Source organism: Actinoallomurus oryzae (assembly GCF_039541955.1).
Lineage (GTDB): Bacteria > Actinomycetota > Actinomycetes > Streptosporangiales > Streptosporangiaceae > Actinoallomurus > Actinoallomurus oryzae.
This window is the reverse complement of the sequence record NZ_BAABHF010000039.1, coordinates 111,963-133,748: the sequence shown is the minus strand read 5'-3', so window position 1 is coordinate 133,748 and position 21,786 is coordinate 111,963. Positions and strand designations below refer to the sequence as shown.

The 21,786-nt window shown below is 69.0% G+C and carries 22 protein-coding genes; 12 read left to right on the top strand and 10 right to left on the bottom strand.

What is annotated here, in order from left to right:
• Positions 1-7 precede the first annotated feature (7 nt).
• On the top strand, positions 8-1,045 hold the full coding sequence (locus ABEA10_RS31825; RefSeq protein ID WP_345470212.1) for a hypothetical protein: 1,038 nt from the start codon (positions 8-10) through the stop codon (positions 1,043-1,045).
• On the opposite strand, the gene ABEA10_RS31820 is transcribed toward ABEA10_RS31825, so the two are convergent.
• Together ABEA10_RS31820 and ABEA10_RS31815 are read right to left on the bottom strand one after the other, a co-directional pair.
• Entirely contained in the window at positions 1,014-2,471 is a 1,458-nt protein-coding gene (locus ABEA10_RS31820) for an alpha,alpha-trehalose-phosphate synthase (UDP-forming) (protein WP_345470210.1), read from the bottom strand. The genes ABEA10_RS31825 and ABEA10_RS31820 overlap by 32 nt on opposite strands.
• A 143-nt stretch (positions 2,472-2,614) precedes the next feature.
• Complete coding sequence (locus tag ABEA10_RS31815) at positions 2,615-3,229, bottom strand: DUF1349 domain-containing protein (RefSeq protein WP_345470208.1); 615 nt, start codon at positions 3,227-3,229, stop codon at positions 2,615-2,617.
• A gap of 222 nt (positions 3,230-3,451) precedes the next feature.
• Here ABEA10_RS31815 and ABEA10_RS31810 point away from each other — a divergent pair, with 222 nt between their 5' ends.
• The 3 genes from ABEA10_RS31810 (at position 3,452) to ABEA10_RS31800 (ending at position 6,140) form a co-directional block, all read left to right on the top strand.
• Positions 3,452-3,934, top strand: coding sequence for a GNAT family N-acetyltransferase (locus ABEA10_RS31810; protein ID WP_345470206.1), 483 nt, complete (start codon positions 3,452-3,454; stop codon positions 3,932-3,934).
• A gap of 115 nt (positions 3,935-4,049) precedes the next feature.
• Positions 4,050-5,231, top strand: coding sequence for an NAD(P)/FAD-dependent oxidoreductase (locus ABEA10_RS31805; RefSeq protein ID WP_345470205.1), 1,182 nt, complete (start codon positions 4,050-4,052; stop codon positions 5,229-5,231).
• A gap of 27 nt (positions 5,232-5,258) precedes the next feature.
• Positions 5,259-6,140: an RNA polymerase sigma-70 factor gene (locus ABEA10_RS31800; protein ID WP_345470203.1), complete on the top strand. Its 882-nt coding sequence runs from the start codon at positions 5,259-5,261 to the stop codon at positions 6,138-6,140.
• Positions 6,141-6,260: 120 nt separating this feature from the next.
• On the opposite strand, the gene ABEA10_RS31795 is transcribed toward ABEA10_RS31800, so the two are convergent.
• The 3 genes from ABEA10_RS31795 to ABEA10_RS31785 all read right to left on the bottom strand — a co-directional run bounded on the left by ABEA10_RS31795 (position 6,261) and on the right by ABEA10_RS31785 (position 8,164).
• Positions 6,261-6,692 (bottom strand): type III secretion system chaperone family protein, encoded by a 432-nt coding sequence (locus tag ABEA10_RS31795; protein WP_345470201.1) that lies wholly within the window; start codon positions 6,690-6,692, stop codon positions 6,261-6,263.
• A gap of 442 nt (positions 6,693-7,134) precedes the next feature.
• Complete coding sequence (locus ABEA10_RS31790) at positions 7,135-7,299, bottom strand: DUF397 domain-containing protein (protein ID WP_329247894.1); 165 nt, start codon at positions 7,297-7,299, stop codon at positions 7,135-7,137.
• A gap of 16 nt (positions 7,300-7,315) precedes the next feature.
• Positions 7,316-8,164, bottom strand: a complete 849-nt coding sequence (locus ABEA10_RS31785) for a helix-turn-helix domain-containing protein (RefSeq protein ID WP_329247895.1) — start codon at positions 8,162-8,164, stop codon at positions 7,316-7,318.
• A gap of 352 nt (positions 8,165-8,516) precedes the next feature.
• Here ABEA10_RS31785 and ABEA10_RS31780 point away from each other — a divergent pair, with 352 nt between their 5' ends.
• A complete protein-coding gene (locus ABEA10_RS31780; RefSeq protein WP_329247898.1) occupies positions 8,517-8,933 on the top strand; it encodes an ATP-binding protein in 417 nt (138 codons plus the stop codon).
• An 11-nt stretch (positions 8,934-8,944) separates the two neighbouring features.
• Here the strand turns inward: ABEA10_RS31780 and ABEA10_RS31775 are convergent, their stop codons facing one another.
• Positions 8,945-9,355, bottom strand: coding sequence for a MarR family winged helix-turn-helix transcriptional regulator (locus ABEA10_RS31775; RefSeq protein ID WP_345470197.1), 411 nt, complete (start codon positions 9,353-9,355; stop codon positions 8,945-8,947).
• Positions 9,356-9,427: 72 nt separating this feature from the next.
• Here ABEA10_RS31775 and ABEA10_RS31770 point away from each other — a divergent pair, with 72 nt between their 5' ends.
• The gene (locus tag ABEA10_RS31770; protein WP_345470196.1) at positions 9,428-10,219 is read left to right on the top strand and encodes an SAM-dependent methyltransferase; all 792 of its coding nucleotides are present in this window, start codon (positions 9,428-9,430) and stop codon (positions 10,217-10,219) included.
• Between the two features lie 3 nt (positions 10,220-10,222).
• Here the strand turns inward: ABEA10_RS31770 and ABEA10_RS31765 are convergent, their stop codons facing one another.
• A complete protein-coding gene (locus ABEA10_RS31765; protein WP_345470264.1) occupies positions 10,223-11,272 on the bottom strand; it encodes a tartrate dehydrogenase in 1,050 nt (349 codons plus the stop codon).
• Between the two features lie 28 nt (positions 11,273-11,300).
• Complete coding sequence (locus tag ABEA10_RS51320; protein ID WP_425550986.1) at positions 11,301-11,444, bottom strand: LamB/YcsF family protein; 144 nt, start codon at positions 11,442-11,444, stop codon at positions 11,301-11,303.
• A 1,001-nt stretch (positions 11,445-12,445) separates the two neighbouring features.
• Between ABEA10_RS51320 and ABEA10_RS31760 the strand changes: the two genes are divergently transcribed.
• The 3 genes from ABEA10_RS31760 (at position 12,446) to ABEA10_RS31750 (ending at position 16,307) form a co-directional block, all read left to right on the top strand.
• The gene (locus ABEA10_RS31760; RefSeq protein WP_345470195.1) at positions 12,446-13,435 is read left to right on the top strand and encodes an SRA domain-containing endonuclease; all 990 of its coding nucleotides are present in this window, start codon (positions 12,446-12,448) and stop codon (positions 13,433-13,435) included.
• Positions 13,436-14,247: 812 nt separating this feature from the next.
• Positions 14,248-14,976, top strand: a complete 729-nt coding sequence (locus tag ABEA10_RS31755) for a trypsin-like serine peptidase (protein ID WP_345470194.1) — start codon at positions 14,248-14,250, stop codon at positions 14,974-14,976.
• Positions 14,977-14,990: 14 nt separating this feature from the next.
• Positions 14,991-16,307: a dihydrolipoyl dehydrogenase family protein gene (locus ABEA10_RS31750; RefSeq protein WP_345470193.1), complete on the top strand. Its 1,317-nt coding sequence runs from the start codon at positions 14,991-14,993 to the stop codon at positions 16,305-16,307.
• Positions 16,308-16,376: 69 nt separating this feature from the next.
• Here ABEA10_RS31750 and ABEA10_RS31745 read toward each other — a convergent pair whose 3' ends face one another.
• On the bottom strand, positions 16,377-16,799 hold the full coding sequence (locus tag ABEA10_RS31745; RefSeq protein WP_425550985.1) for a DUF3592 domain-containing protein: 423 nt from the start codon (positions 16,797-16,799) through the stop codon (positions 16,377-16,379).
• Between the two features lie 85 nt (positions 16,800-16,884).
• Positions 16,885-18,498: a cytochrome bc1 complex cytochrome b subunit gene (gene qcrB, locus ABEA10_RS31740; RefSeq protein ID WP_345470192.1), complete on the bottom strand. Its 1,614-nt coding sequence runs from the start codon at positions 18,496-18,498 to the stop codon at positions 16,885-16,887.
• 142 nt (positions 18,499-18,640) lie between these two features.
• Between qcrB and ABEA10_RS31735 the strand changes: the two genes are divergently transcribed.
• The 3 genes from ABEA10_RS31735 to ABEA10_RS31725 all read left to right on the top strand — a co-directional run bounded on the left by ABEA10_RS31735 (position 18,641) and on the right by ABEA10_RS31725 (position 21,782).
• Complete coding sequence (locus ABEA10_RS31735; RefSeq protein ID WP_345470190.1) at positions 18,641-19,759, top strand: sensor histidine kinase; 1,119 nt, start codon at positions 18,641-18,643, stop codon at positions 19,757-19,759.
• A gap of 2 nt (positions 19,760-19,761) precedes the next feature.
• Complete coding sequence (locus ABEA10_RS31730) at positions 19,762-20,445, top strand: response regulator (protein WP_345470188.1); 684 nt, start codon at positions 19,762-19,764, stop codon at positions 20,443-20,445.
• A 155-nt stretch (positions 20,446-20,600) separates the two neighbouring features.
• Positions 20,601-21,782: a cytochrome ubiquinol oxidase subunit I gene (locus tag ABEA10_RS31725; RefSeq protein ID WP_345470186.1), complete on the top strand. Its 1,182-nt coding sequence runs from the start codon at positions 20,601-20,603 to the stop codon at positions 21,780-21,782.
• Positions 21,783-21,786: the final 4 nt, after the last annotated feature.

Below are 21,786 nucleotides of genomic sequence, written 5' to 3'. Positions count from 1 at the left end.
TGATCACATGTTCGAACAGACATGTGCGGACCTGACGCGTGCCGCGATCGAACAGGATCAGGCGGCGTTCGGCGGCCTCCTCCAGGCGGTGCAAGGTGCGGCCGGCACGGTGCCCCAGGCGGAGCTCACCGCGGGCGCGCGGCAGCTCGCCCAGGGCATCGAGCGGGCGTCACTGGACCAGGCCGCCTGGCTCGCGGTGATGAGCGGGGCCCTGGTGGAGAACGGAGCCGACGCGCAGGCGCCGGGAGTCGCGGTGATCGGCCGCCTGCCCGACGTGACGACCGGCGCGCTCGCCTTCGCCGACGCCTGGGAGAAGGCCGGACGCGGCGAACCGCCGGATCCGGAGCGGCACGAGCCGTCCCGGGAGATCTGGGAGGCCGTCCGGCCCGCGCTCGGCGAGGGCGCCGGACCGGCCATGGAGGCCTGGTGGTCGCTGCCCAGGTTCGGGATGGCGGCGTTCACGGTTCTGACGTTCTCTCCCCTGGTGCGGGCCTCGGTGCCGGACCGGGAGTCGCTCGCGGCCGTGGTGGACCGCGCGGCCGGCCACTGCGAACAACTCTCGTGGGTCGGCGACCTCCTGCGGATCCTGGAGGGTGAGCGGCTGCTCGTGCTCGACCGCGCCAGCGGCCGTGGCTGGACGGTCGTCATCAGCGGGATCGGCGACAACTTCCAGCTCCACACCCTGCTCGCGGGCGAACTCATCCGGCCGGGCGGGCTGCCCGGCGAGCCCCCCGACGCGCGCTGGGTGGCCTCCTCCCGCGACCAGGACGTGCCGCCCGGCACTCCGCCGGTGGTCGGCCGGTGGAACCTCGTGGACGCGAACGGCGAGTGGATCTGGAACGAGGGCGTTCCGGCCGACATCCCCCAGGTCGGCGGCACACGGGTCGTGGTGCTCGACCCGCCCGCGTACCAGCGGTCGTGGAATCCGGGGCGTCGCTTCCCGATGGTGCCCGCGTCGGTCTCGATCGAGGCCGCGTACGGCCCGGCCGACCTGCACGACTGGTGGCAGCGGATCAAACCGGCGACGGCGCGCCCGGCGAGCTGACCGCGTCCGGCCGGCCGGACGCGCCCGCCGTACCCGACCGGCCGTTCTCCAGGGCGTCCAGGAAACTCTTGGCCCACAGGTCGACGTCGTGTTCGATCACCCGCCTGCGCATCGAGCGCATGCGGCGGGCGCGTTCCGCCGGGCTCGCGTGCATGGCCTCCCACATGCGGTTCTTCGTGCCGCCGATGTCGTACGGGTTGACCAGGAAGGCGCGGTGCAGCTCCTGGGCCGCGCCGGCGAACTCGCTGAGCAGCAGGGCGCCCCGCAGGTCGGACCGGCAGGCGACGTACTCCTTGGCCACGAGGTTCATGCCGTCGCGCAGCGGCGTCACCACCATCACGTCCGCGGCCAGGTAGAGCGCGGCCAGCTCCTCGCGGGTGTAGGACGTGTGCATGTAGTTGATGATCGGCGCGCCCAGCTCGGCGTACAGGCCGTTGGCGCGGCCGACCTGGAGCTCGATCTCGTCGCGCAGGATGCGGTACTCCTTGACGCGCTCCCGGCTCGGCGTCGCGACCTGGACGAACACCGCGTCGCCGCTCTTGAGCCGCTCGTCCTCGAACAGCTCGATGAACGCTTCGAGCCGCTGCTGGATGCCCTTGGTGTAGTCGAGACGGTCGACGCCCAGCAGCACCGACGCCGGGTTGCCGAGGTCCTCGCGGATCTGCGCCGCGCGGTTCTGCACCTTCGGGTCGGCGGCCAGGGTGATGAGTTCGTTCGCGTCCACCGAGATGGGGAAGTGGTCGGCGCGTACGGTGCGGTCCGCGACCATCACCTCGTGGCCCTGCGTCCGCAGGTCGCAGAAGCGCCGGCACAGCCGGACGAAGTTGGACGCCGCGTCGCGGCTCTGGAATCCGACGAGGTCGGCGCCCAGCAGGCCGTACAGGATGTCACGCCGCCAGGGCAGCTGCTGGAACAGCTCCATCGGCGGGAACGGGATGTGCAGGAAGAAGCCGATGCGCAGGTCGGGGCGGAGCTCGCGCAGCATCTGGGGTACGAGCTGGAGCTGGTAGTCCTGCACCCAGACGATCGCGCCCTCGGCCGCGACCTCGGCGGCGGCGCGGGCGAACCTGCGGTTGACCCGCTCGTAGACCTCCCACAGGCTCCGCCGGTAGACCGGCTGGGCGATCACGTCGTGGTACAGCGGCCAGAGGGTCGCGTTGGAGAATCCCTCGTAGTAGTACTCGACGTCCCGGGCCGACAGGCGTACGGGAATCAGCGACAGACCTTCGGCCTCGAACGGCTCGACGTCCTCATCCGGCGAGCCCGGCCAGCCCACCCACGCTCCTTGACGACGCTGCATGACCGGGACGATGGCGGTGACCAGCCCGCCAGGGCTGCGCCGCCAGGACGCCTCGCCGTCACCGTCGGTGACCCGATCGACCGGCAGACGATTGGCGACAACGACGAACTCACTCTTCTTGGACACATCCACGCCTCATACTTCCCCCGAATATCGGGTCTTGACCCTAATGGGCGATTTATGTGGCGATGGTCATGCCGACGCCCTCCTGTCGCCATCGACGCGTCACTCGACGGTCACGGACGGCAGGATCCGCGCGCGGTCCCGGCTCAGGACCCGTCGATCAGCTCGGTCAGCCTCCTCGGCTCGAACGTGATCTGGTCGAAGGTCGCCGAACAGCCGTCCCCGACGGGCGACTGGGCGAAGAAGCCGTACGAGGGGGCACCGGAGGCGTACAGGGCGAAGTGACGGATCAGCCGCCAGTAGCGCCCGTCGAGCGAGGCGTGAAAGGCGTACGCGGAGTCGACGCGGGCGATGCGGAGCCAGACGTGCCCGCCGGTCACCACGAAGCCGCTGGCGCGGTCGGAGGCGCCGCGGGTGACGACCGAGACGGTCTCGGGCTCGCTCTGCGCGGACATCTCCAGGCCCAGCTTGGCCCACGCGCGGTCGTTGAGCCACACGAGCAGCCCGCCGGCGTCGTGCGGCCGGCCGTGGTTCACCGTCACGCGGGCGCTGAGCAGGAAGTCGCCCTGCGCGTGCGCGAACAGGCGCGGCGCGTCGAGCGCCTCCGCGGTGCGCTGCGGGCTGACGAAGAGGTCCGTACCGGGTCTGGCATCGATCACGAGACCGTCGTCCTGCTGGAGGTAGGAGCCCGCGGCCCCTCCGCCCCATCGCAGTGACACGGGAATGCGCGGAATTCCGACCTGCTCCGCTGCCTGCGTCACGCCCGTCTCCTTCACGTCCGGGGAACGACGTCCGGGAACGCTCCAAAAATACGGTGCAAACAGGCAGTTCGTACATAGTGAACTCGTGGTGAGCCGCGCCGGTTTCTCGCATCAGGGGCCGGACCGGGCATACCGCCGCGGCGGCTAGTCTTCGCTGGTACGCGCGGTGACGGGATCGTGACCTGCGGTCCTCCGCGCGCCGACGACGGAGGGAGCGACGGCGTGGATCCTCGGATTCGCCGGGTACGGGAAGCCAATGTCGAGGCCGTGGTGGAACTGGTGCACGCGCTGGCCGAATACGAGCGGCTGTCCGACGAATGCACGATGACCCCGGCCCAGCTCCACGCCGCCCTGTTCGCCCCGGAACCCGCGCTGTTCGGGCACGTGGCGGAGGTGGACGGGGAGATCGTCGGCTTCACGCTGTGGTTCCTGAACTTCTCGACCTTCCACGGTGCGCACGGCATCTACCTGGAGGACCTGTTCGTCCGCCCGAACCACCGGGGTACGGGCCTCGGACGCGCCCTGCTGACGGCCCTGGCCGAGGAGTGCGTGACGAAGGGCTACTCCCGGCTGGAGTGGTCGGTCCTGGACTGGAACACACCCTCGATCGGCTTCTACGAGTCGCTGGGCGCCGCCCCGAGAGACGGCTGGACGGTGTACCGCCTGACCGGTGACGCCCTGACCGCCGCCGGCAAGGACGCGTAAGCCCCCCGGCGTCCGTGTGGTGCGCGTCACATCGAGGATGTGTCACGCCGGGCCCGAGCCGTTTGTCCCCTGAGCGTCACCGGCACCACGGTGACGTGAGCTCGGGAGGGAAGCAATGGAGCACGACCACCGCGTCGTCGTCCTCGGCGCCGGCTACACGGGCATGATGACCGCGATCCGCCTGGCCCACCGGACCCGGCGCGCCGATGTGCGGATCACCCTGGTCAACCCCTCGGCACGATTCACCGAGCGGCTGCGGATGCACGAGATCGCCGCCGGGCGGCAACTGGCCGACCACCGGATCCCCGACCTGCTCGCCGGAACCGGCATCTCCTTCGTACGGGGCGCGGCCACCGCCATCGACGCCGATGCACGTACGGTGACCGTCGACGACGGTGCGGCGACGCTGGACTACGACACCCTGGTGTACGCGCTGGGCAGCTCGGCCGACACCGGCCGGGTGCCGGGCGCCGGCGAGCACGCCTTCACGCTCGACAGCCCGCAGGCCGCCGTCCGCCTCGCCGGTCGGCTCAAGGAGATCGCCGCGACCGGCGGCACCGTCACGGTCTGCGGGGGCGGCCTGACCGGCGTGGAGGCGGCGACCGAGATCGCCGAGGCCCACCCCGGCCTGCACGTCACGCTGGTCGGCCTCGACGAACCGGGCGCGATGATGGGCGCCAAGGCCCGGGCCCACCTGCGCCGGGCGCTCGACCGCCTCGGCGTCACCGTCAAGGCGGGCGCGCGGGTCACCAAGGTGCTGCCCGACGCCGTCGAACTGGAGACCGGGGAGCTCCTCCCCTCGGACGCGTGCCTGTGGACCGCGGGCGTCACCGTGTCCTCGCTCGCCGCCGACGCCGGGATCGGCGTGGACGACCGCGGCCTGGTCGTGGTCGACGCGACGCTGCGCTCGGTGTCGCACCCCGAGGTCCACGCCATCGGTGACGCCGCCGCGGTCCGGCTGGCCTGGGGGCGGATCCACGGCACCTGCCAGAGCGGCCTGCCCACCGCCCAGTACACCGCCGACACGATCGTGCGGCTGCTGCGCGGCAAGCGGGTCAGGCCGTTCCGGTTCGGCTACATCCACCAGCCCGTCAGCCTCGGCCGCCGTGACGCCGTCATCCAGTTCACCCACGCGGACGACACCCCGCGCCGGGCGTACCTCAAAGGCCGCGCCGCCGTCCTGTACAAGGAGACCGTCAGCAGCAGCCCGGTCAAGGTGTACCGGCTCAGCAAGCGCATGAACGTCACCGCGACGCTGTCCAAGGGCGGCCGCGCCACCCGCCGGCCCGCCGCGTGACGGGACGCCGCTTGAGAGTATGAGCCGATGACCGACACGACGCCTGATCCGTACCTCGAGCATCGGCGGCTGCTGTTCGCGACCGCCTACCGCATGCTGGGCAGCGTCGCCGACGCCGAGGACGTCCTCCAGGACGCGTGGCTGGCCTGGAACGCGACGGACCGCGCCACGGTCCGGAATCCGCGGGCCTACCTGGTGCGAGCGGTCACCAACCTGTCGCTGAACCGGCTCACCTCCTCCCAGGCGACCCGCGAGAAGTACGTCGGCCCGTGGCTGCCCGAACCGCTGCTCACCTCACCCGACGCCGCCGTGGACACCGAGGTCGCCGAGACCGTCTCCACCGCGATGCTGGTCGTGCTGGAGACCCTCAGCCCGGTCGAACGCGCGGTCTTCGTGCTCCGCGAGGTCTTCGGCTACTCCCACGGCGAGATCGCCGACGTGCTGGACCGCCCGGAGCCGGCCGTCCGCCAGATCGCCCACCGTGCCCGCGAGCACGTCCAGGCCCGACGCCCCCGCTTCGACGCCGACCCCGCCGAGCGAGAGAAGGTCACCGCGCGGTTCATCGCGGCGTGCGCGGGCGGCGACCTGAACGCGGTGATGGAGCTGCTCGCGCCGGACGTGACCGCCTGGACCGACGGCGGAGGCAAGGTCACCGCCGCCCGCCGCCCCCTGCACGGAGACAGCCAGGTCGCCCGCTGGATCCTCGGCGTGCTGGCCAAGCCCGAGTCGTCCGGCATCGTCCCGGAGCCCGCGGTCATCAACGGCGAGCTGGGCATCCTGTGCACGGTCGACGGCGCCCCCGTCGCCGTCCTCACGTACGGCATCGCCGACGGTCGCCTGCACGATCTCTGGTTCCAGGTCAATCCGGACAAGCTCCACGGCCTGCGCGCCGACAACGATCCGGCCTGAAGGACGCGGGGCCGCAGCCGTTCAGACGGGTCGCGGCCGGTCGGACGCGGCCGGCCGGCGTCGGTCGGACGGGGTCGGTCAGACGGGGTCGGTCAGACGGGGTCGGTCAGACGCGGCCCGTCAGACGGGGTCGCCGGGAAGGCCGGCGAGGGACAGGCGCGGGCCCAGCCACAGGTGGAAGGAGCCGGCCGCGTTGAGCCAGGCCGTCGTCGTGGCGGCGAACTGCTCGCTCGTCACGCCGCCGCCGATGTGCATCGTCGCCTCGCTCACGATGATGACCGTGCCGTCGTCGTCGGTGGCGGTGTAGACCTTCAGGCCCACGGTGTCGCGGTTCCACTCGTCGAGGACGGCGCGGAGGGCGGGCTTGTCGTCGACGGTGAAGAAGCGGTCGTAGATGGTGCGGGCGGCGTAGACCTCGCCGTCTCCGTCGAAGGTGAAGAAGAGGCTGTAGCACTGCCAGCGCGTGGCGAGGCGGCCACGCGTGTCACGCACGCTGGAGACTTGGAGTCGCTCGAGAATCCGCTCGATGCGGTCGAGATCGGGCCTGATCACGCCGGACTGGGGCGTTTCAGGCGTCGGACTTGGAGGGTCGGCTCCCACCGTTGTCACTCCCCTTCTGCTGACGGCAATGAGATTGTGCCGTACGTAAAGCAGTGTCGCGCCCGCGCTGCACTATCTGTGGAAAAGCCCCGGGCTATCTATCCGAAAATTCCGGGCGATCTGCCGTCACTCAGTACGAAGTATGTCGTTATAGCGACTAACTGGACATAATTCGCGATTTGCGTTTATCGGGAGCTTCCCGAGTGGGGCGCGGGTCTGCGGGTGGCCGTCGCCCGAGGACGGCCGATGAGGGGATTGCGAATCCCGCGTCGAGCGCGGGCCCTGGAGGCGATGGTACGCCCCGGTGGCGCCTGGAGCTCCGATCGGAGAGACCGGCCCTGCCCCAGCACGGGGCGTACCCCTAATTAGCTGTCATGCACTACGGCACAGCAGGTCAGGCGTCCGCGGCGGCCAGCTCGATGCGCGCCACCTCGACGCAGTTGCCACCATTGCCGCTGCGGCTGCTCTTCTGCCATGTGATCATGGTCTCGACGCAGTTGCCGCCGTTGCCGCTGTGGCTGCTCTTGCGCCACGAGGACGCAGGCCGTGGGTTCGTCATGTCGCGAACACCCTTCTTATCGTGAGAGTTCCTTCACCTTCTCGCGAATCAACACCGCAGAGTCGCTGGTGTTGAACGCGGCCGAGCGGAGATGGTCGAAAATGAGGCGCCCTTGCTCTGTGTCGGCGGGCTTCTCCAGATAGACACACCCCACCAGGTGTTCGATGTATAGCAGGTCCGGATAGCCGTCGAAGGTCAATAGAACAAAAGGTCCATCAATCGCAGCATGAATTCCGGCCCGGTATGGGAGCACTTGGAGCGACACATTCCCGAGTTCACCGAGGTAGAGCAGGTGCTCCAACTGCTTGACCATCACCGAGTCGTCTTCGACGACGCGGTGGAGGACGGCCTCGTCGATCACCGCCCACACGTGGAGCGGATCCTTGGACTGGGTCACGCGCTTCTGCCGCGCCAGGCGTACCTCGACGCCGGCGTCGACCTCATCCTCGGGACGTGACTGGGCGCCGAGGAGGATCGCGCGGGCGTACTCGGCACACTGGAGGATGCCGGGGATCACCTGAGCCTCGTAGCCGCGGGAGGTGCGAGCCTCGGCCTCGAACGCCAGGAAGTCGATGAAGCCCTTCTTGACCTTGTCGCTGTACTCGCGCCACCAGTCGCGCTGGCGGGCGCTGCGGGCGAGCAGCACGAGCTGATCGCGCTTGTCGCCGTCGACGCCGTACGTCTCGCACAGCTCCATGACCTCGCCGGAGGTGATCCGCATCTTGGCGGTCTCCATGCGGCTGATTTTCGATTGCTCCCAGCTCATCTTCGCCGCTACCTGCTCGCCGGTCATTCCAGACTGTTCCCGCAGGTGACGAAGCTCTCGGGCGAGCTGACGCCCGCGGACCGTGGGGGTGTACGGCATTGCTTCCTCACATAATGCGCTGAATCACTTGCACTGGATCATCATTCTGGGCCAGAGTGTAATCACACGACTACAGAACGCTTCAATATCCGCGTTATCCACCAGGGGCTGGGCGGGCCGGCGTGACCGTCCGGTGATCGACAGCAGTCGACCACGCCGAGGCGCACCGGCGCAGCCCGCACACCGCGGCGAGGAGGGTCTCCCTCCGAGCCGCTCCGCGGAGCCGCGACCCTGGGCTCCGCTTGGGGAGAGCCGAGTCCAGGGTCGCGGTTCCCGACCAGACCGAGAAAGGGTCGCCATGGAGGAGTATCCGGACGATCGCGTACTCATATGGCGCCGATCCTTTCCCGGCTTGGCCGAGCACGTCCGCCAAGCGCGCGAATTCGCCGGTTTTCTCCTGGCCGACCTGCCGCGCGTGGACGACGTCATCCTGGTGGTCAGCGAGTTCGCCGCCAACGCCCTGCGACACACGGCCTCGGCCCGGCCCGGGGGCCGCTACGTCGTGGAGGTCCGCCGCTGGCGCGACGGCGCGTCCGTGGCACTGACCGACGAGGGCAGCCACAAGGTGCCCCGCGTCCCCGACCTGGGCGACCTGGCCGAGTGCGGGCGCGGCCTGCAGACCGTCCAGGCCCTGGCCACCGAGTGGCACTGGACCGGCGACCGCCGGAGCCGCACCTTCACCGCCACCTTCCTCACCCACGCCGTGATGGTGACCTCGATCAGCCCGTCAGAGGCCTTCCACGACGACCTCCGTACGGCCGTCTTGTAGGCCCTGCGGCTTCACAGCAGCAGGTCGGCGAGCTCGTCGAGCAGAGCCGCCACCCGCACGGCCCGCGTGTGATCCTCGACGACACGCGCGATGACCTCGTCCGCCGACCGCCCCGCCCGCGCGAGCACCGCCCGCCGCGCCGGCTCACTCAGCCGCACCCGGGTACGCCGCCGGTCCGCCGCGTCCGGCGGCGTCTCGATCAGACCGCGCTCCCTCAGCCGCGCCACCGACTCCGAGACGTGGCTCTGCGCGAACCCCGTCCGTACCTTGATCTCGCTCACCGCGCTGTCCGGGTGCTTGAGCACGTCCTCGACCACGGCGATCTCGGCGGGTGTGAGCTCTGCGTCACCCGCCGAGGTGGTGACCTCCCGGGACAGATCGATCAGCCGCTTCCCCAGCCGGTGCATCCGCACGCCGTCCATGTCTCGGAGGATATATCGGCACAGATGCATCGGTACCGATGTAATGTAGGCGTCGAGCGGAGGGAGTGTCTCGTGGGCGCGCTTGAGGGAGTCGGCGGTACGTCACTGGGCGTGGCACGCGTGAGAGCGTGGGAGAGCCGTCGCCCGGACCGCCTGTTCGAGGACCCGTACGCCGCCGCGTTCGTCGCCGCCGGTGGTTCCGGTAGCCGGGGGCCTCTCTCTCCGGCGCGGGCCCGGCTGGCCTTCCACGTCATCATCCGCACCCGCTTCTACGACGACTTCCTGCTCGCCGCCTGCGACAGCGGCTGCCGCCAGGTCGTACTCCTGGCCGCCGGCCTGGACACCCGCGCGTACCGCCTGCCGTGGCCGCCCGACGTCGGCCTGTACGAGCTGGACCTGCCGGAGGTGCTCGCCTTCAAGGACCGGGTGCTGGCCGGCGCGGGGGCCGAGCCGCGCTGCGCACGCACCGCCGTACCGGCCGACCTGCGCGACGACTGGCCGCGACGGCTGACCGACGCCGGCTTCGACGCGTCGGCGCCCACGGCGTGGCTGGTCGAGGGTCTGCTGGTCTACCTCAGCCCTGAGGACGCCGACCGGGTGCTGAGCCGCGTCGGCGCGCTGTCGGCCCCCGGCAGCCGGATCTCGTTCGAGCGCAGCAACGCCGCCTCGGTCATCGCCGAAGAGGATCGCGGCGGCATCGAGGAGTACGCCGAGCTGTGGCAGGGCGGCATCGGCGACACCGCCGGCCGGCTCCACGCCGACGGCTGGCGGACCGAGGTGCACGAGTTGACCGATGTGGCCGCCTCGTACGGCCGGCCCGCCCCGAACTCCTCCCTGAGCGGGTTCGTCACCGCCACCCGCTGACCGTCACGGCAGGGCGTCGACCAGGGCGGACGTGACGTCTTTGGTGGTCGCCCTGCCGCCGAGGTCGCGGGTGCGCAGGGCCGGGTCGGCGGTGACCGTCTCGATCGCGGTGAGGACGTCGGCCGCCGCCTTCTCCCGCCCCAGGTGGTCGAGCATCAACGAGCCGCACCACACCTGCGCGATCGGGTTGGCCACCCCCCGCCCCGCGATGTCCGGGGCCGAGCCGTGCACCGGCTCGAACATCGAGGGGAACCGCCCGGTGGGGTCCAGGTTGGCCGACGGTGCCACACCCAGCGATCCGGACACCGCCGCGGCGATGTTGCCGAGGATGTCGCCGAACAGGTTCGAGCCCACGACGACGTCGAGATCCTGCGGATGGGTGATGAACCGCGCGGTGAGGGCGTCGATGTGCATCCGCTGCCACTTCACGTCCGGGTGCGAGGCCGCCACCTCGGCGGTGACCTCGTCCCAGAACGGCATCGTGTGCATGAGCCCGTTCGACTTGGTGGCCGAGACCAGCACCCCACCGCGCTGCCGCGCCAGGTCGAAGGCGTACCGCAGCGCCCGCTCACACCCGCGCCGCGTGAAAATCGACTCTTGTACGGCCACGTCACCGTCCGGGGTGGCGAACCGCCCGCCGACGTCGGAGTACTCCCCCTCGGTGTTCTCCCGCACGATCGCCACGTCGAACGCCTCGCACTCGCGCAGCGAACTGGCCAGCCCGGGCAGCAACCGCACCGGCCGCAGGTTCACGTACTGGTCGAACGCCCGCCGAATCGGGATGTGCAACCCCCACAGCGAGATATGGTCGGGCACGCCGGGCGAGCCGACGGCGCCAAGGAAGATCGCGTCCGTCTCACCGAGCCGGTCGATGCCGTCCGGCGGCATCATCGCGCCGTGCTGGGTGTACCAGGAGCAGCTCCACGGCAGCTCGCACCAGCGCAGCGCGAAGTCGTGCCGTACGGCGACCGCGTCGAGCACCCGCTGCGCCGCGGGCAGCACCTCTTTGCCGATGCCGTCACCCGGAATCGCCGCGATGAGATGCCCGTCCACGCCACTCACACGACCACCGCCGACGCGGTCACCATGATCCGGGCTCCTCCACGTGGAGGCCGCACGGGATGTTCACTGTCGGTACTAGAGGGATGAACTCCTCATCGGACCCGAGCCGCCACCGCCCGTACCCCGCGGCCGAATCCGAGTTGCTATTGATTTTCCAGGTCACGGTTGCACTCCAGGGGGACCCTCATCTCGGCGACCAGGGCAAGTCACCATATCTTGCCGCCTCCCCTCTTCACCAGAGTTTCCGCAGGCCAGAACGCTGCCCTTCCGCTCACAGGGATCACAAAAGCACCGCCGACCCCGCACGCCGCCCTTCGGAGGGATACCGACGACTCCGGCGCCCTTGGTGGTCACGTTCTGTCTTCGCCGGTGTAGGTCCCGCCTCGGTCTCACAGGACGACGCGCGTGCGGAGGATGCGACGCGAGACGCCATAGCCGCAGTCAACGTTCTCGGCGACCTGGCGAATGTTCCAGCCTTGGTCGTACAGGCGAGCTGCTTCTCCTGCCCACTGCCGTTCGTCCTCGTCCAATGTCGCGCGCGGGCGAGTAGCCGCCGCTATGTCCCAGCTGTAGCGCCGATGGCCGCCCCGCGCACGAAGTGGGGTCAGCCTGCCTTCGCGGGCCCATCGGTGAATGGATGCTTGGGAGGGTGTACGGATGGAGACTCACCGCTGAAGAGCGTCGGCGGCACATCACTGGGGTGGCACGCGCGAGAGCGTGGAAGAGCCGCCGCCCGAACCGCTCGAGCACCCGTACACCGCCGCGGCCGCCCCGCGCCGTACGAGGACCCCGTCTCGTTGGAGCGGGTCTGGCCCCCATGGCATACCACATCATCATCCACGCCCGCTTCTACGACGACTTCCCTTTGGCCACTTGTGAGGATGGACGGCGCCAGGGTCGGCGTGCTGGCCACCGGGCTGGTACGCGAGCGTAGCGGCTGCCGTGGCCGGCCGGAGTTCGCCTGTACGAGTTGGACTTGCCGGAGGTGCCCGCCCGGGGAAGTCCCTCAGCAGCTTCCTCACCGCCGCCCGCACGGACTGAATACCGTCGGCAAGGCGGAAGGACGCACAGCTCAAGCCACTGCCCACGCTGAAGCTATCGCACGGACCCACGAGCCCCGCCGGACCGTTTCGGACTTATCGGTTTTAACCCTAGAGTTCGATCATGACGGACGAACCGATCGAACCGGGCCTGGTCACCACGCGCTCCGACATGAAGGATCTTTTTGGTGGAAGTGAATACAGTGGCGGTATAGTCCCTTCTAGTTCTACTCCGAACGTCCTGATCTACTCGGACCCTAAGGCTGGAGAGCAGTCTGGGTATTTCGACGGGTGGCTACCCGACGATGATTACGGCCCACTGTTCGAGTACACCGGCCATGGCCAAGAAGACCAGACCTTCACTGGAACCAAGGGGAACGGCAACCGCGCGGTTTTGCTACACATTGATCAGGGTCGAGCACTTCGTGTGTTCAAAGCGTGCGGAACGGTTCGCGGGTCCAACACTAAGCTGCAGAGGTACATCGGCAAGTTTCAGCTAGACGCCGACCAGCCCTACGTAGTGCGAGAGGCGCCAAATAAGCAAGGAAAGAAGCGACGGGTAATAGTCTTCCGTATGCGTCCAGATGGTCCGTATGTTCAGCTGGACGAGGACACAATCCCAACCGCGGTGGAAACCCAGTCGCTGACCGTCCCAGCTAACGTGACAACGGCTGCGATCGTCGAGCCGGAGACTAACAAGAAGACCGCCAGTCAGCGGTCGGCTTCTCCTAAGACGCAAGCGGAGCGGCGCGAAGCCAAGCTGTCTGATCAGTTTCAAGAATTCATGGCTACTCATGGACACTCGATGATGCGGTTCCAGCTCCAAGTGAAAGGTATGGCGTCAACACTCCTAACCGACCTTTATGACACGACAGCCCATGTGCTTTACGAGTTGAAGGGCAGTAGTTCGCGGGAATCTGTTCGGATGGCGATCGGCCAGCTTCTTGACTATCGACGCCATGTTAATCCATCAAATCCCGCCTTGGCAATCCTACTCCCAGAAGAACCCCATGACGACCTTAAAGACCTGCTTCACGCGGTGGACGTGACACTTGTTTACTGGGACGGCACCACATTCATCGATGTACCCAGCCTCGATAATAGAGACGCTTAGGAACTTGTCTCCGCCGTTACGTTTCGCATCAGACCTCACCGCCCAAGGCCGGCGCTCAGCGCCCGGGAAACGACACGATCTGCGCGTCGATCGATTCGGATCCTCCACAACATAGGAGGCAGGCTGCGCCAGAACAGGCCATCTGCCTGTAAGCCCGCCGATGCTCGCGATCTGTCAGTGCATGCCAGTGCGGCGCTCACGTGGCCAAACTCTTGCCAGGCGTCTACGAGCACTTGATCACGACCGAGATCCTTCATGCCTTGACATAGTCAACCTCGACCTTCTGCAACAGGAGTTGCTGGAGCAGGGCGATGCCACCGAAGTGCTGGTCCGGCATATCACCGACTTGCCACGGCGGGCCTTGGAGATCGCTTCCGAGACCAACAAAGGCACCCCCGGAGGAGATGGATCTGGGCCTCCTGGGGTTTTGAGTTACGAAGGGTGATCTTGTCAGTGTTCGCCCTGCAGCGCGGAAGGCCCTCGCGCTCGCGCCCCGAGGGGCAAGCGTTTCAGGGCAGTGGAACCACCGGCGCCGACCCCTAGACGTACGTCTGCGGTGAGCCCTCCTATGGCGGCGAGGTGGGCCGTGACAGCAACGCAGTCATCGACACCTCGCCGTCTCCGGAGTAGCTCCGGATCGAGCGAGGACCCGCTGTGGCGAGCAAGGTCAACACTCAGGCAATCCGTAGTTTGCCGAGTTATTTCTCACGGGAAGAACCCGCTGAGGGGTGGTGATGCGCAGGGTTCTGGTGGCGGTTGGGTTGCTCGTGGCGCTGTGCGGCGGATGTGCCGGGTCCGGTGTGCCGCGGCCCGTGAGCAGTGCGACCACCTGGAGTCGGGAGCGGTTTCTCCGTGCTCACCCGCCCACCGGCACGCCGACCGCCGAGCCGGCCGGCTTCGGGAAGCGTGTCGGGGCGCTCTTCTCTCACGACACCAAGGGTGATCACTTCTGCACCGCGAGCGCCGTCGACAGTCCTGCCCGTAACCTCATCATCACGGCCGCTCACTGTGTGCACGCCGGAGCGGGCGGAGGTTACCTCAGCGACCTCGTCTTCGTCCCCGGCTACCGCAACGGGAACGCGCCGTACGGGATCTGGAAGGTCAAGACCCAGTTCGTCGACGATCGGTGGGCCAAGGGGTCCGATCCCGACCTCGATGTCGGGTTCGCCGTGCTTGAGCCCCTCAACGGGAAGAACATCGCCGACGTTCTCGGGGCCAACCTGCTCGGGATCAACCAGGGGTTCACCAACCTCGTCCGGGTCACGGGCTATCCCAAGAGCTCCGACAAGCCCGTCACCTGCATCAATCGCACCACCAAGAAGATGAAGTACCAGATGCGCTTCGCCTGCAACGGGTACGCGCCCGGCACCAGCGGCAGTCCCTGGCTGACCCACTACGATCCGAAGACAAAGCGGGGCGAGGTCGTCGGAGTGATCGGCGGGTACCAGCTCGGCGGTGACGAGGACGCCGTCTCCTACAGCGCCTACTTCGACGACGACGTACGGAAGCTGTACGAGCGCGCCATCGGGCAGGCGGACTAACGAAGACAGGGATCATGGACGTCGACGTCGTAGTCATCGGGATGGGTCCGGGTGGGGAAGCGGTCGCGGGGAGTCTGGCGGCGGCCGGGCTGAGCGTGGTCGGGGTCGAGAACAACCTGGTCGGCGGCGAATGCCCCTACTGGGGCTGCATCCCGAGCAAGGCCATGGTGCGGGCCGGTGACGTGCTGACCGAGGGGCGCCGCCTGCCGCGGTTCGCCGGGTCGGCGGACATCGAGGCGAGCTGGGCGCCGGTCGCGGGCCGCGTACGGGAGGTCACCGCCGCCTGGGACGACAGTGCCGCCGCCGAGCGCTTCACCGGCAAGGGCGGCCGGCTCGTCCGTGGGGCCGGCAGGATCACCGGTCCCAAGGAGGTCACGGTCGGGGACGAGGTCTTCCGCGCCCGGCGGGGTGTCGTGATCGCGACCGGTACGGCCCCGGCGGTCCCGCCCATCGACGGGCTGGAGGGCACCCCGTACTGGACCAACCGGGAGGCGATCGAGGCGGAGAAGCTGCCCGCGTCGCTCATCGTCCTGGGTGGTGGCGCGATCGGGTGCGAGTTGGCGCAGGTGTTCGCGCGGTTCGGCAGCCGGGTGACGGTGCTGGAGGCCGGGCCGCGGCTGCTCGGGCCGGAGGAGCCGGAGTCCAGCGAGCTGCTCCGTACGACCTTCGCGAACGAGGGTATCGACGTGCGTGTCAACGCCAAGGCCGAGCGCGTGCGGCACGACGGCGACGGGTTCGTGATCAACGATGACCTGCGGGCCGAGCGGCTCCTGGTCGCCGTCGGCCGTCGTACGAACTTCGCCGGGCTCGGGCTCGGGGCGGTCGGGCTGGACGAGGGCGCGCGGTTCATCGACGTTGACGACCGGATGCGGGCGGCCGACGGCGTGTGGGCGGTCGGCGACCTGACCGGCAAGGGCGCGTTCACGCACGTCGCGGACTACCAGGCCCGGATCGCCGCGCGTGACATCCTCGGCGAGGACGGGCCGGGGGCCGACTACCGGGCGCTGCCGCGCGTCACGTTCACCGACCCGGAGATCGGTGCGGTCGGGCTCACCGAGAGCCAGGCGCGGGAACGCTACTCCGATGTCCGCGTCCACAGCACCGACCTGGCGAACAACACGCGCGGCTGGCTCCACCGGGCCGAGGGCTTCCTCAAGCTGGTCGAGGCCGAGGGCCGGCTCGTCGGCGCCACCTCGGCCGGGCCGATGGGCGGGGAGATCCTCGGCGCGCTCGCGGTCGCGGTCCACGGCGAGGTGCCGGTCGAACGCCTCCGGCAGATGATCTACGCCTTCCCGACCTTCCACCGCGCCATCGACGCCGCACTCCTCTGACGCCGGGCCCGTGCCGATCGGCGAGTCATCCACGGCTGACACGACGGCCTTCTCGTTCGGCCGGGTTTCCTACGGCCCACCTGGGGCAGCCGTGTTGCGTCGCGGTCGGCGTACGAACCAGGTGGACCACACGCCACACGTGATCAGCAACTTCACCACGGCGCCTGCGCCTATCAGCACGAGAGCGGCGATGTCTGGGACCGAGGGCTTGAGGATGACCGTGCCGGCCGGATCGCCGGGGGAATACCGGACCATGATCGTGTCTCCGGGGTCGGTCGCGGAGGGCCACCCGTACACGTCCGCTCTGGCCCGTATGTTCTCCTCCGAGGGACCGGTGAAGGAGACGAGGAGATAACCTCCGCGGCCCTTGTGGTGGTTCTCGAGGATTGTCGCCCGTGCCTCGACGAGGCCCCGCGACAGCCATCCCTCGACAAGGGCACCCGACATCGCCACGGCGACGAGTATCAGCGACGTAACCGTCCAGTTCACCAACGTACGCCGGCTTGGTCCGGAACGCGTGCGCCCCACATCCTAAGGACGCGCCACGTCATCATCTGGTTGCTCGTCTCTTCGGACGTCAGTGGGCCGGTCCCTTCGGTTCTTCGATGGCCGGGCGTTCCTCGTGTTCGCCGTTCGGCAGCGGGACGACGTCCTCGGTGTAGAGGCGGTTGAGGCGGCGGCGGAGCCGGGCCGACGGGCGGCGGGCCTCCTTCGGCTCGACGCCGGCCTGGTCCGGTCGCGGTTCGGGCAGCCTGCGGGGCACGCGGCGGCCGCGGATGACCGCCTCCGCCTCCGGGTCGAGCGGATGGTCGGGCTCCTCGTACTCGCCGGAGGGCCGGCGGAAGATCTTGCCGGACTCGACGCCGTGCTGCAGCATCGCGACCTCGCGGCGCTGGAGGCCCAGCGCGATCCGGCGGGAGATCACGAACGCGAGGACGGGCCCGACGAACACCCCGACCCGGAAGAACCACGTCGTACCGTACAGCGGGACGTAGAACGTCTTGGCGATGATGTCGTTGGCGCCGGCCATCCACAGCAGGCCGTAGAACGTCACGCCCGCCATGCCGATGCCCGTACGCACGGGCATGTCGCGCGGCCGGTCGAGCAGGTGGTGGATCTCGTAGTCGCCGAGCGCCCAGCGTTCGAGGAACGGGTACACGGCGAGCGCCGTGAACAGCAGTCCCGGGATGAACAGCGCGGGGATCAGGACGTTCATCGGCACCGTGTGGCCGAAGGCGTCGATCTCCCACCTCGGCATGAGCCGCAGCGACCCCTCCAGCCAGCCCATGTACCAGTCGGGCTGGGAGCCGGCGCTGATGGCGCCCGGGTTGTACGGGCCGAACAGCCAGATCGGGTTGACCTGGAAGGCCACCGAGAGCAGGGCGATCACGAAGAACACCCACAGCTGGTACGCCAGCGTCTTGATGATGAACGACGGCCAGAACGGCTTGCCCTCCACGACGCGGTTCGTACGGCCCCTGGCGGGGAACTGGGTGTGGGTCTGCCGCCAGGTGAGGACGACGGCGTGCAGCGGAATCAGGGCGAGCAGGATGAGCGGGATCAGCAGAATGTGGACCGTGAACAGCCGGGGAATGATCGCGTCGCCGGGGAACGTCCCGTCGAACAGGAACAGCGTCAGGTAGGACCCGACGATCGGGATCGCCAGCAGCACGCCCTCGAGGATCCGCAGGCCGGTGCCGGACAGCAGGTCGTCCGGGAGCGAGTAGCCGAACAGGCCGTTGATCATGACCAGCAGGAACAGGATGACGCCGATCACCCAGTTCAGCTCGCGCGGCTTGCGGAAGGCGCCGGTGAAGAAGTTCCGCAGCATGTGCGCGATGATCGCGCTCAGGAACACGATCGTCGCCCAGTGGTGGAGTTGCCGTACGAGGAGACCGCCGCGCACGTCGAAGCTGATCTGCAGCGTCGACTCGTACGCCTCGCTCATCCGGACGCCGCGGAGCGGCACGTACGAACCGTGGTAGACGACTTCGTTCATGCTGGGCTTGAAGAAGAGCGTCAGGAAGATCCCGGTCAGGACGATGATCACGAAGGAGTACATCGCGGCCTCGCCCAGCAGGAAGCTCCAGTGGTCGGGAAAGACCTTCCTCGCCGCTTTCTTTAGGAATCCGGCCAGGCCGAACCGTTCGTCGAGCCCCCGGGCCGCCTCGTTGAGCGGTCTAGCAGCCATACCGATCTCCAGATCCGACGGCCGCTCGACCGTCCTCGGTTATCGGTCCCCTCATCCAGTAATACCCGGATGACCTGCGCAAATACGCAATTGTCCGACCACGCGCCTCGGAGCCGTCGTCCCGGTCGCGTACCTTTTCGGCGTGGACAGGTTCGTACGTCGCAGTGATCTGGTGCTCGCGGCGGTCGTCGGAGCGGTGGTGCTGGCCGGCACCGTCTTCTACACGCACGGCTTCCACACCGGTGACATCAAGGCGTACGCGATGGTCGTCGTGGGGGTCGCCGCGCTCACCGTACGGCGCCGGTTCCCCCTGTTCGCCGTCACCCTGGCGGGGCTCTCGACGGCCTTCTACTACATCGGGCCGTTCCCCGACGGGCCGGAGATGCTCACCTTCGCGGTCGCGTCGTTCCTCGCGGTGGCGGAAGGGCACCGGCTCGCCGGCTACCTCGGTACGGCCGCCGGGCTGGCGGTGTTCGGCTCGGCGGAGTTCGCCTTCGGCCCGCCCCACATCGGGCGGCTCATCAGCGTGCTGGCCTGGGTGCTCGTGGTGCTGTGCGCGGGCGAGGTGTTCCGCTACCACCGCGCGTACGTCATCGAGGCCCGGCAGCGCAAGGACGAGGCGGAGCGCACGCGCGAGGAGGAGTTCCGGCGGCGTGCCACCGAGGAGCGGCTGCGCATCGCCCGCGAGGTGCACGACGTGCTCGCCCACCAGATCTCGCTGATCAACGTGCAGGCCAGCGCGGCGCTCCACCGCCGCGACCCCGAACAGGCGTACGACGCCCTGGGCGCGATCAAGGACGCCAGCAAGCAGACGCTGCGGGAGCTGCGCACCACGCTCGGCGTGCTGCGGCAGGTCGACGAGGTGCAACCGCTCAGCCCCGCGCCCTCGCTCGGCCGGATCGACGACCTGATCTCCCAGACCGAGGACGCCGGGCTGTCGGTGCGGCTCGTCGTCTCCGGCGACCGGCGAGACCTGCCCGCACCGGTCGACCTGGCGGCCTACCGCATCGTGCAGGAGGCCCTCACCAACGCCGTACGGCACGCGGGCGAGGCGACCGCGACCGTGCTCGTGCGCTACCGGCCCGACCAGGTGGTGGTCGAGGTCTGCGACGACGGCACGGGCGCCGGCGAGGCCGAGGGCAACGGGATCCGGGGCATGCGGGAGCGGGCGGCTACGCTGGGCGGCACGCTGGCCGCGGGTCCGCGCCCCGGCGGCGGCTTTCTCGTACGCGCCTCGCTTCCCCTGACCGAGACGATGTGATCATGACCGACGTGGGCTCCCCGATCCGGGTCATGCTGGCCGACGACCAGAAGCTCGTACGGGCCGGCTTCCGCTCGATCCTCGACGGCGAGGACGACATCACCGTGGTCGCCGAGGCGGGTGACGGCGCGGAGGCGGTGCGGCTCGCCGAGCGGGTACGGCCGGACGTCGTCCTCATGGACGTCCGGATGCCGGTGCTCGACGGGCTGGAGGCCACGCGGCGGATCGCCGCGAACGCGCGGCTGTCCGACGTGCGGGTCGTGATCCTGACCACCTTCGACCTGGACGACTACGTCTACACCGCGCTCAAGGCCGGGGCCAGCGGCTTCCTCGTCAAGGACACCGACCCGGTCGAACTGATCCACGGAGTGCGCGTCACGGCGCGCGGCGACGCGCTGCTCGCCCCCTCGGTGACCCGGCGCCTCATCGCCGAGTTCGCCACCCGCATCAAGCTTCCGCCGCCCTCACGCGATCTCGAACAGCTCACCGAACGCGAGCGCGAGGTCATGACACTGGTCGCCGGCGGCCTGTCCAACGACGAGATCGCCGCCCGCCTCGTGGTCAGCCCGGCCACGGCGAAGACGCACGTCAGCCGCGTACTGACCAAGCTCGGCGCCCGCGACCGTGCCCAGCTCGTCGTCCTCGCCTACGAGTCGGGGATGGTACGGCCCGGCTGGCTCGGCTGAACGGCTCGTACATTCCGCGATGTACGCCGCCACCTTGGATGCATCTCCGGATGTACGCACCATGTAGCGCGCAGCAGGACGCGCGTGCGGGGGTCCCTCGGGTTGAGTGAGACCGGCCGGTATCGGCTGGCCGCACACGACCTGGAGGGCTTCCGTTGAGCACACTGTCGCTCGCCCGGCTGCTGTTCGCGATCACGGCGGGCACGCACTTCCTGTTCGTCTCGCTGACGCTCGGGCTCGCCGCGCTCGTCGCGATCATGCAGACGCGGGCGGTCGTCACGGGCGACACGGTGCGGCTGCGGATGGTGCGCTACTGGGGCCAGCTCTATGTGATCAACTACGCGATCGGGATCGTGACCGGGCTGCTCATGGAGTTCCAGTTCGGGCTGAACTGGCCGGGTCTGACCGATCACGCGCAGGACGTGTTCGGAGCGCCGCTCGCGCTGGAGACGCTCGTCGCGTTCTTCGTCGAGGCCACGTTCCTCGGCCTGTGGATCTTCGGCTGGGACCGGCTGAACCGCTACGCGCACCTCGCGGTGTTCTGGGGCGTGACGCTCACCGCGTACATCTCCGCGTACTTCATCCTGGTCGCGAACGGCTTCCTGCGGCATCCCGTCGGCTTCCTCCGCGTGGGCGGCGAGCTGCGCGTCGAGAGCGCGGTCGACCTGTTCACCAACCCGGCCGCGCTGCTGCCGCTCGCGCACATCGCCGCCGGGGCGTTCCTGGTCGCCGGGTTCTTCATGGCCGGGGTCAGCGCCTGGCACCTGCGGCGCGCCGGTCTCGGCGCGCCGGTGGACCTGGAGTTCTTCCGGCGCTCGCTGCGGATCGGGCTCGTCTCCGCCGTCGTCGCCGTGGTGCCGTCGGCCGTGTTCGGGGGCCTGCAGTTCTCCATCGTGCCGGGGTCGGAGGACAAGTCCGTGCTCAGCGGGGTCGCCAGCGAGCTGATGATGACGGCCTGGCTGTGGATGTTCTGGGTCGCGGTCGCGGCGCTGGTCAAGCTGCCGTTCACCGGGTGGCTGCTGCGCGGGCGGGCGTTCCTGCGCGCGGTGATGATGACCCTGCCGGTGCCGTACGTCGCGATGATGGCCGGCTGGATCTACCGCGAGGGTGCCCGGCAGCCGTGGCTGATCCGGGGAGTGCTGCGCACCGAGGACGCCGTACGGCCGATGGGGCACGGCGCGATGCTGGCCACGACGGTCGGCGTCAGCGCGCTGTTCGCCGTCCTGGCGGTCGTGAACATCGTCCTGCTGCGGCGGTTCGCCCGGCGCGGACCCGACGCGGTCACGCTGGGCGCCCCCGCGCCGGCCGAGGGCCTCGAGCCCGTTCCCTCCTTCTGAGACT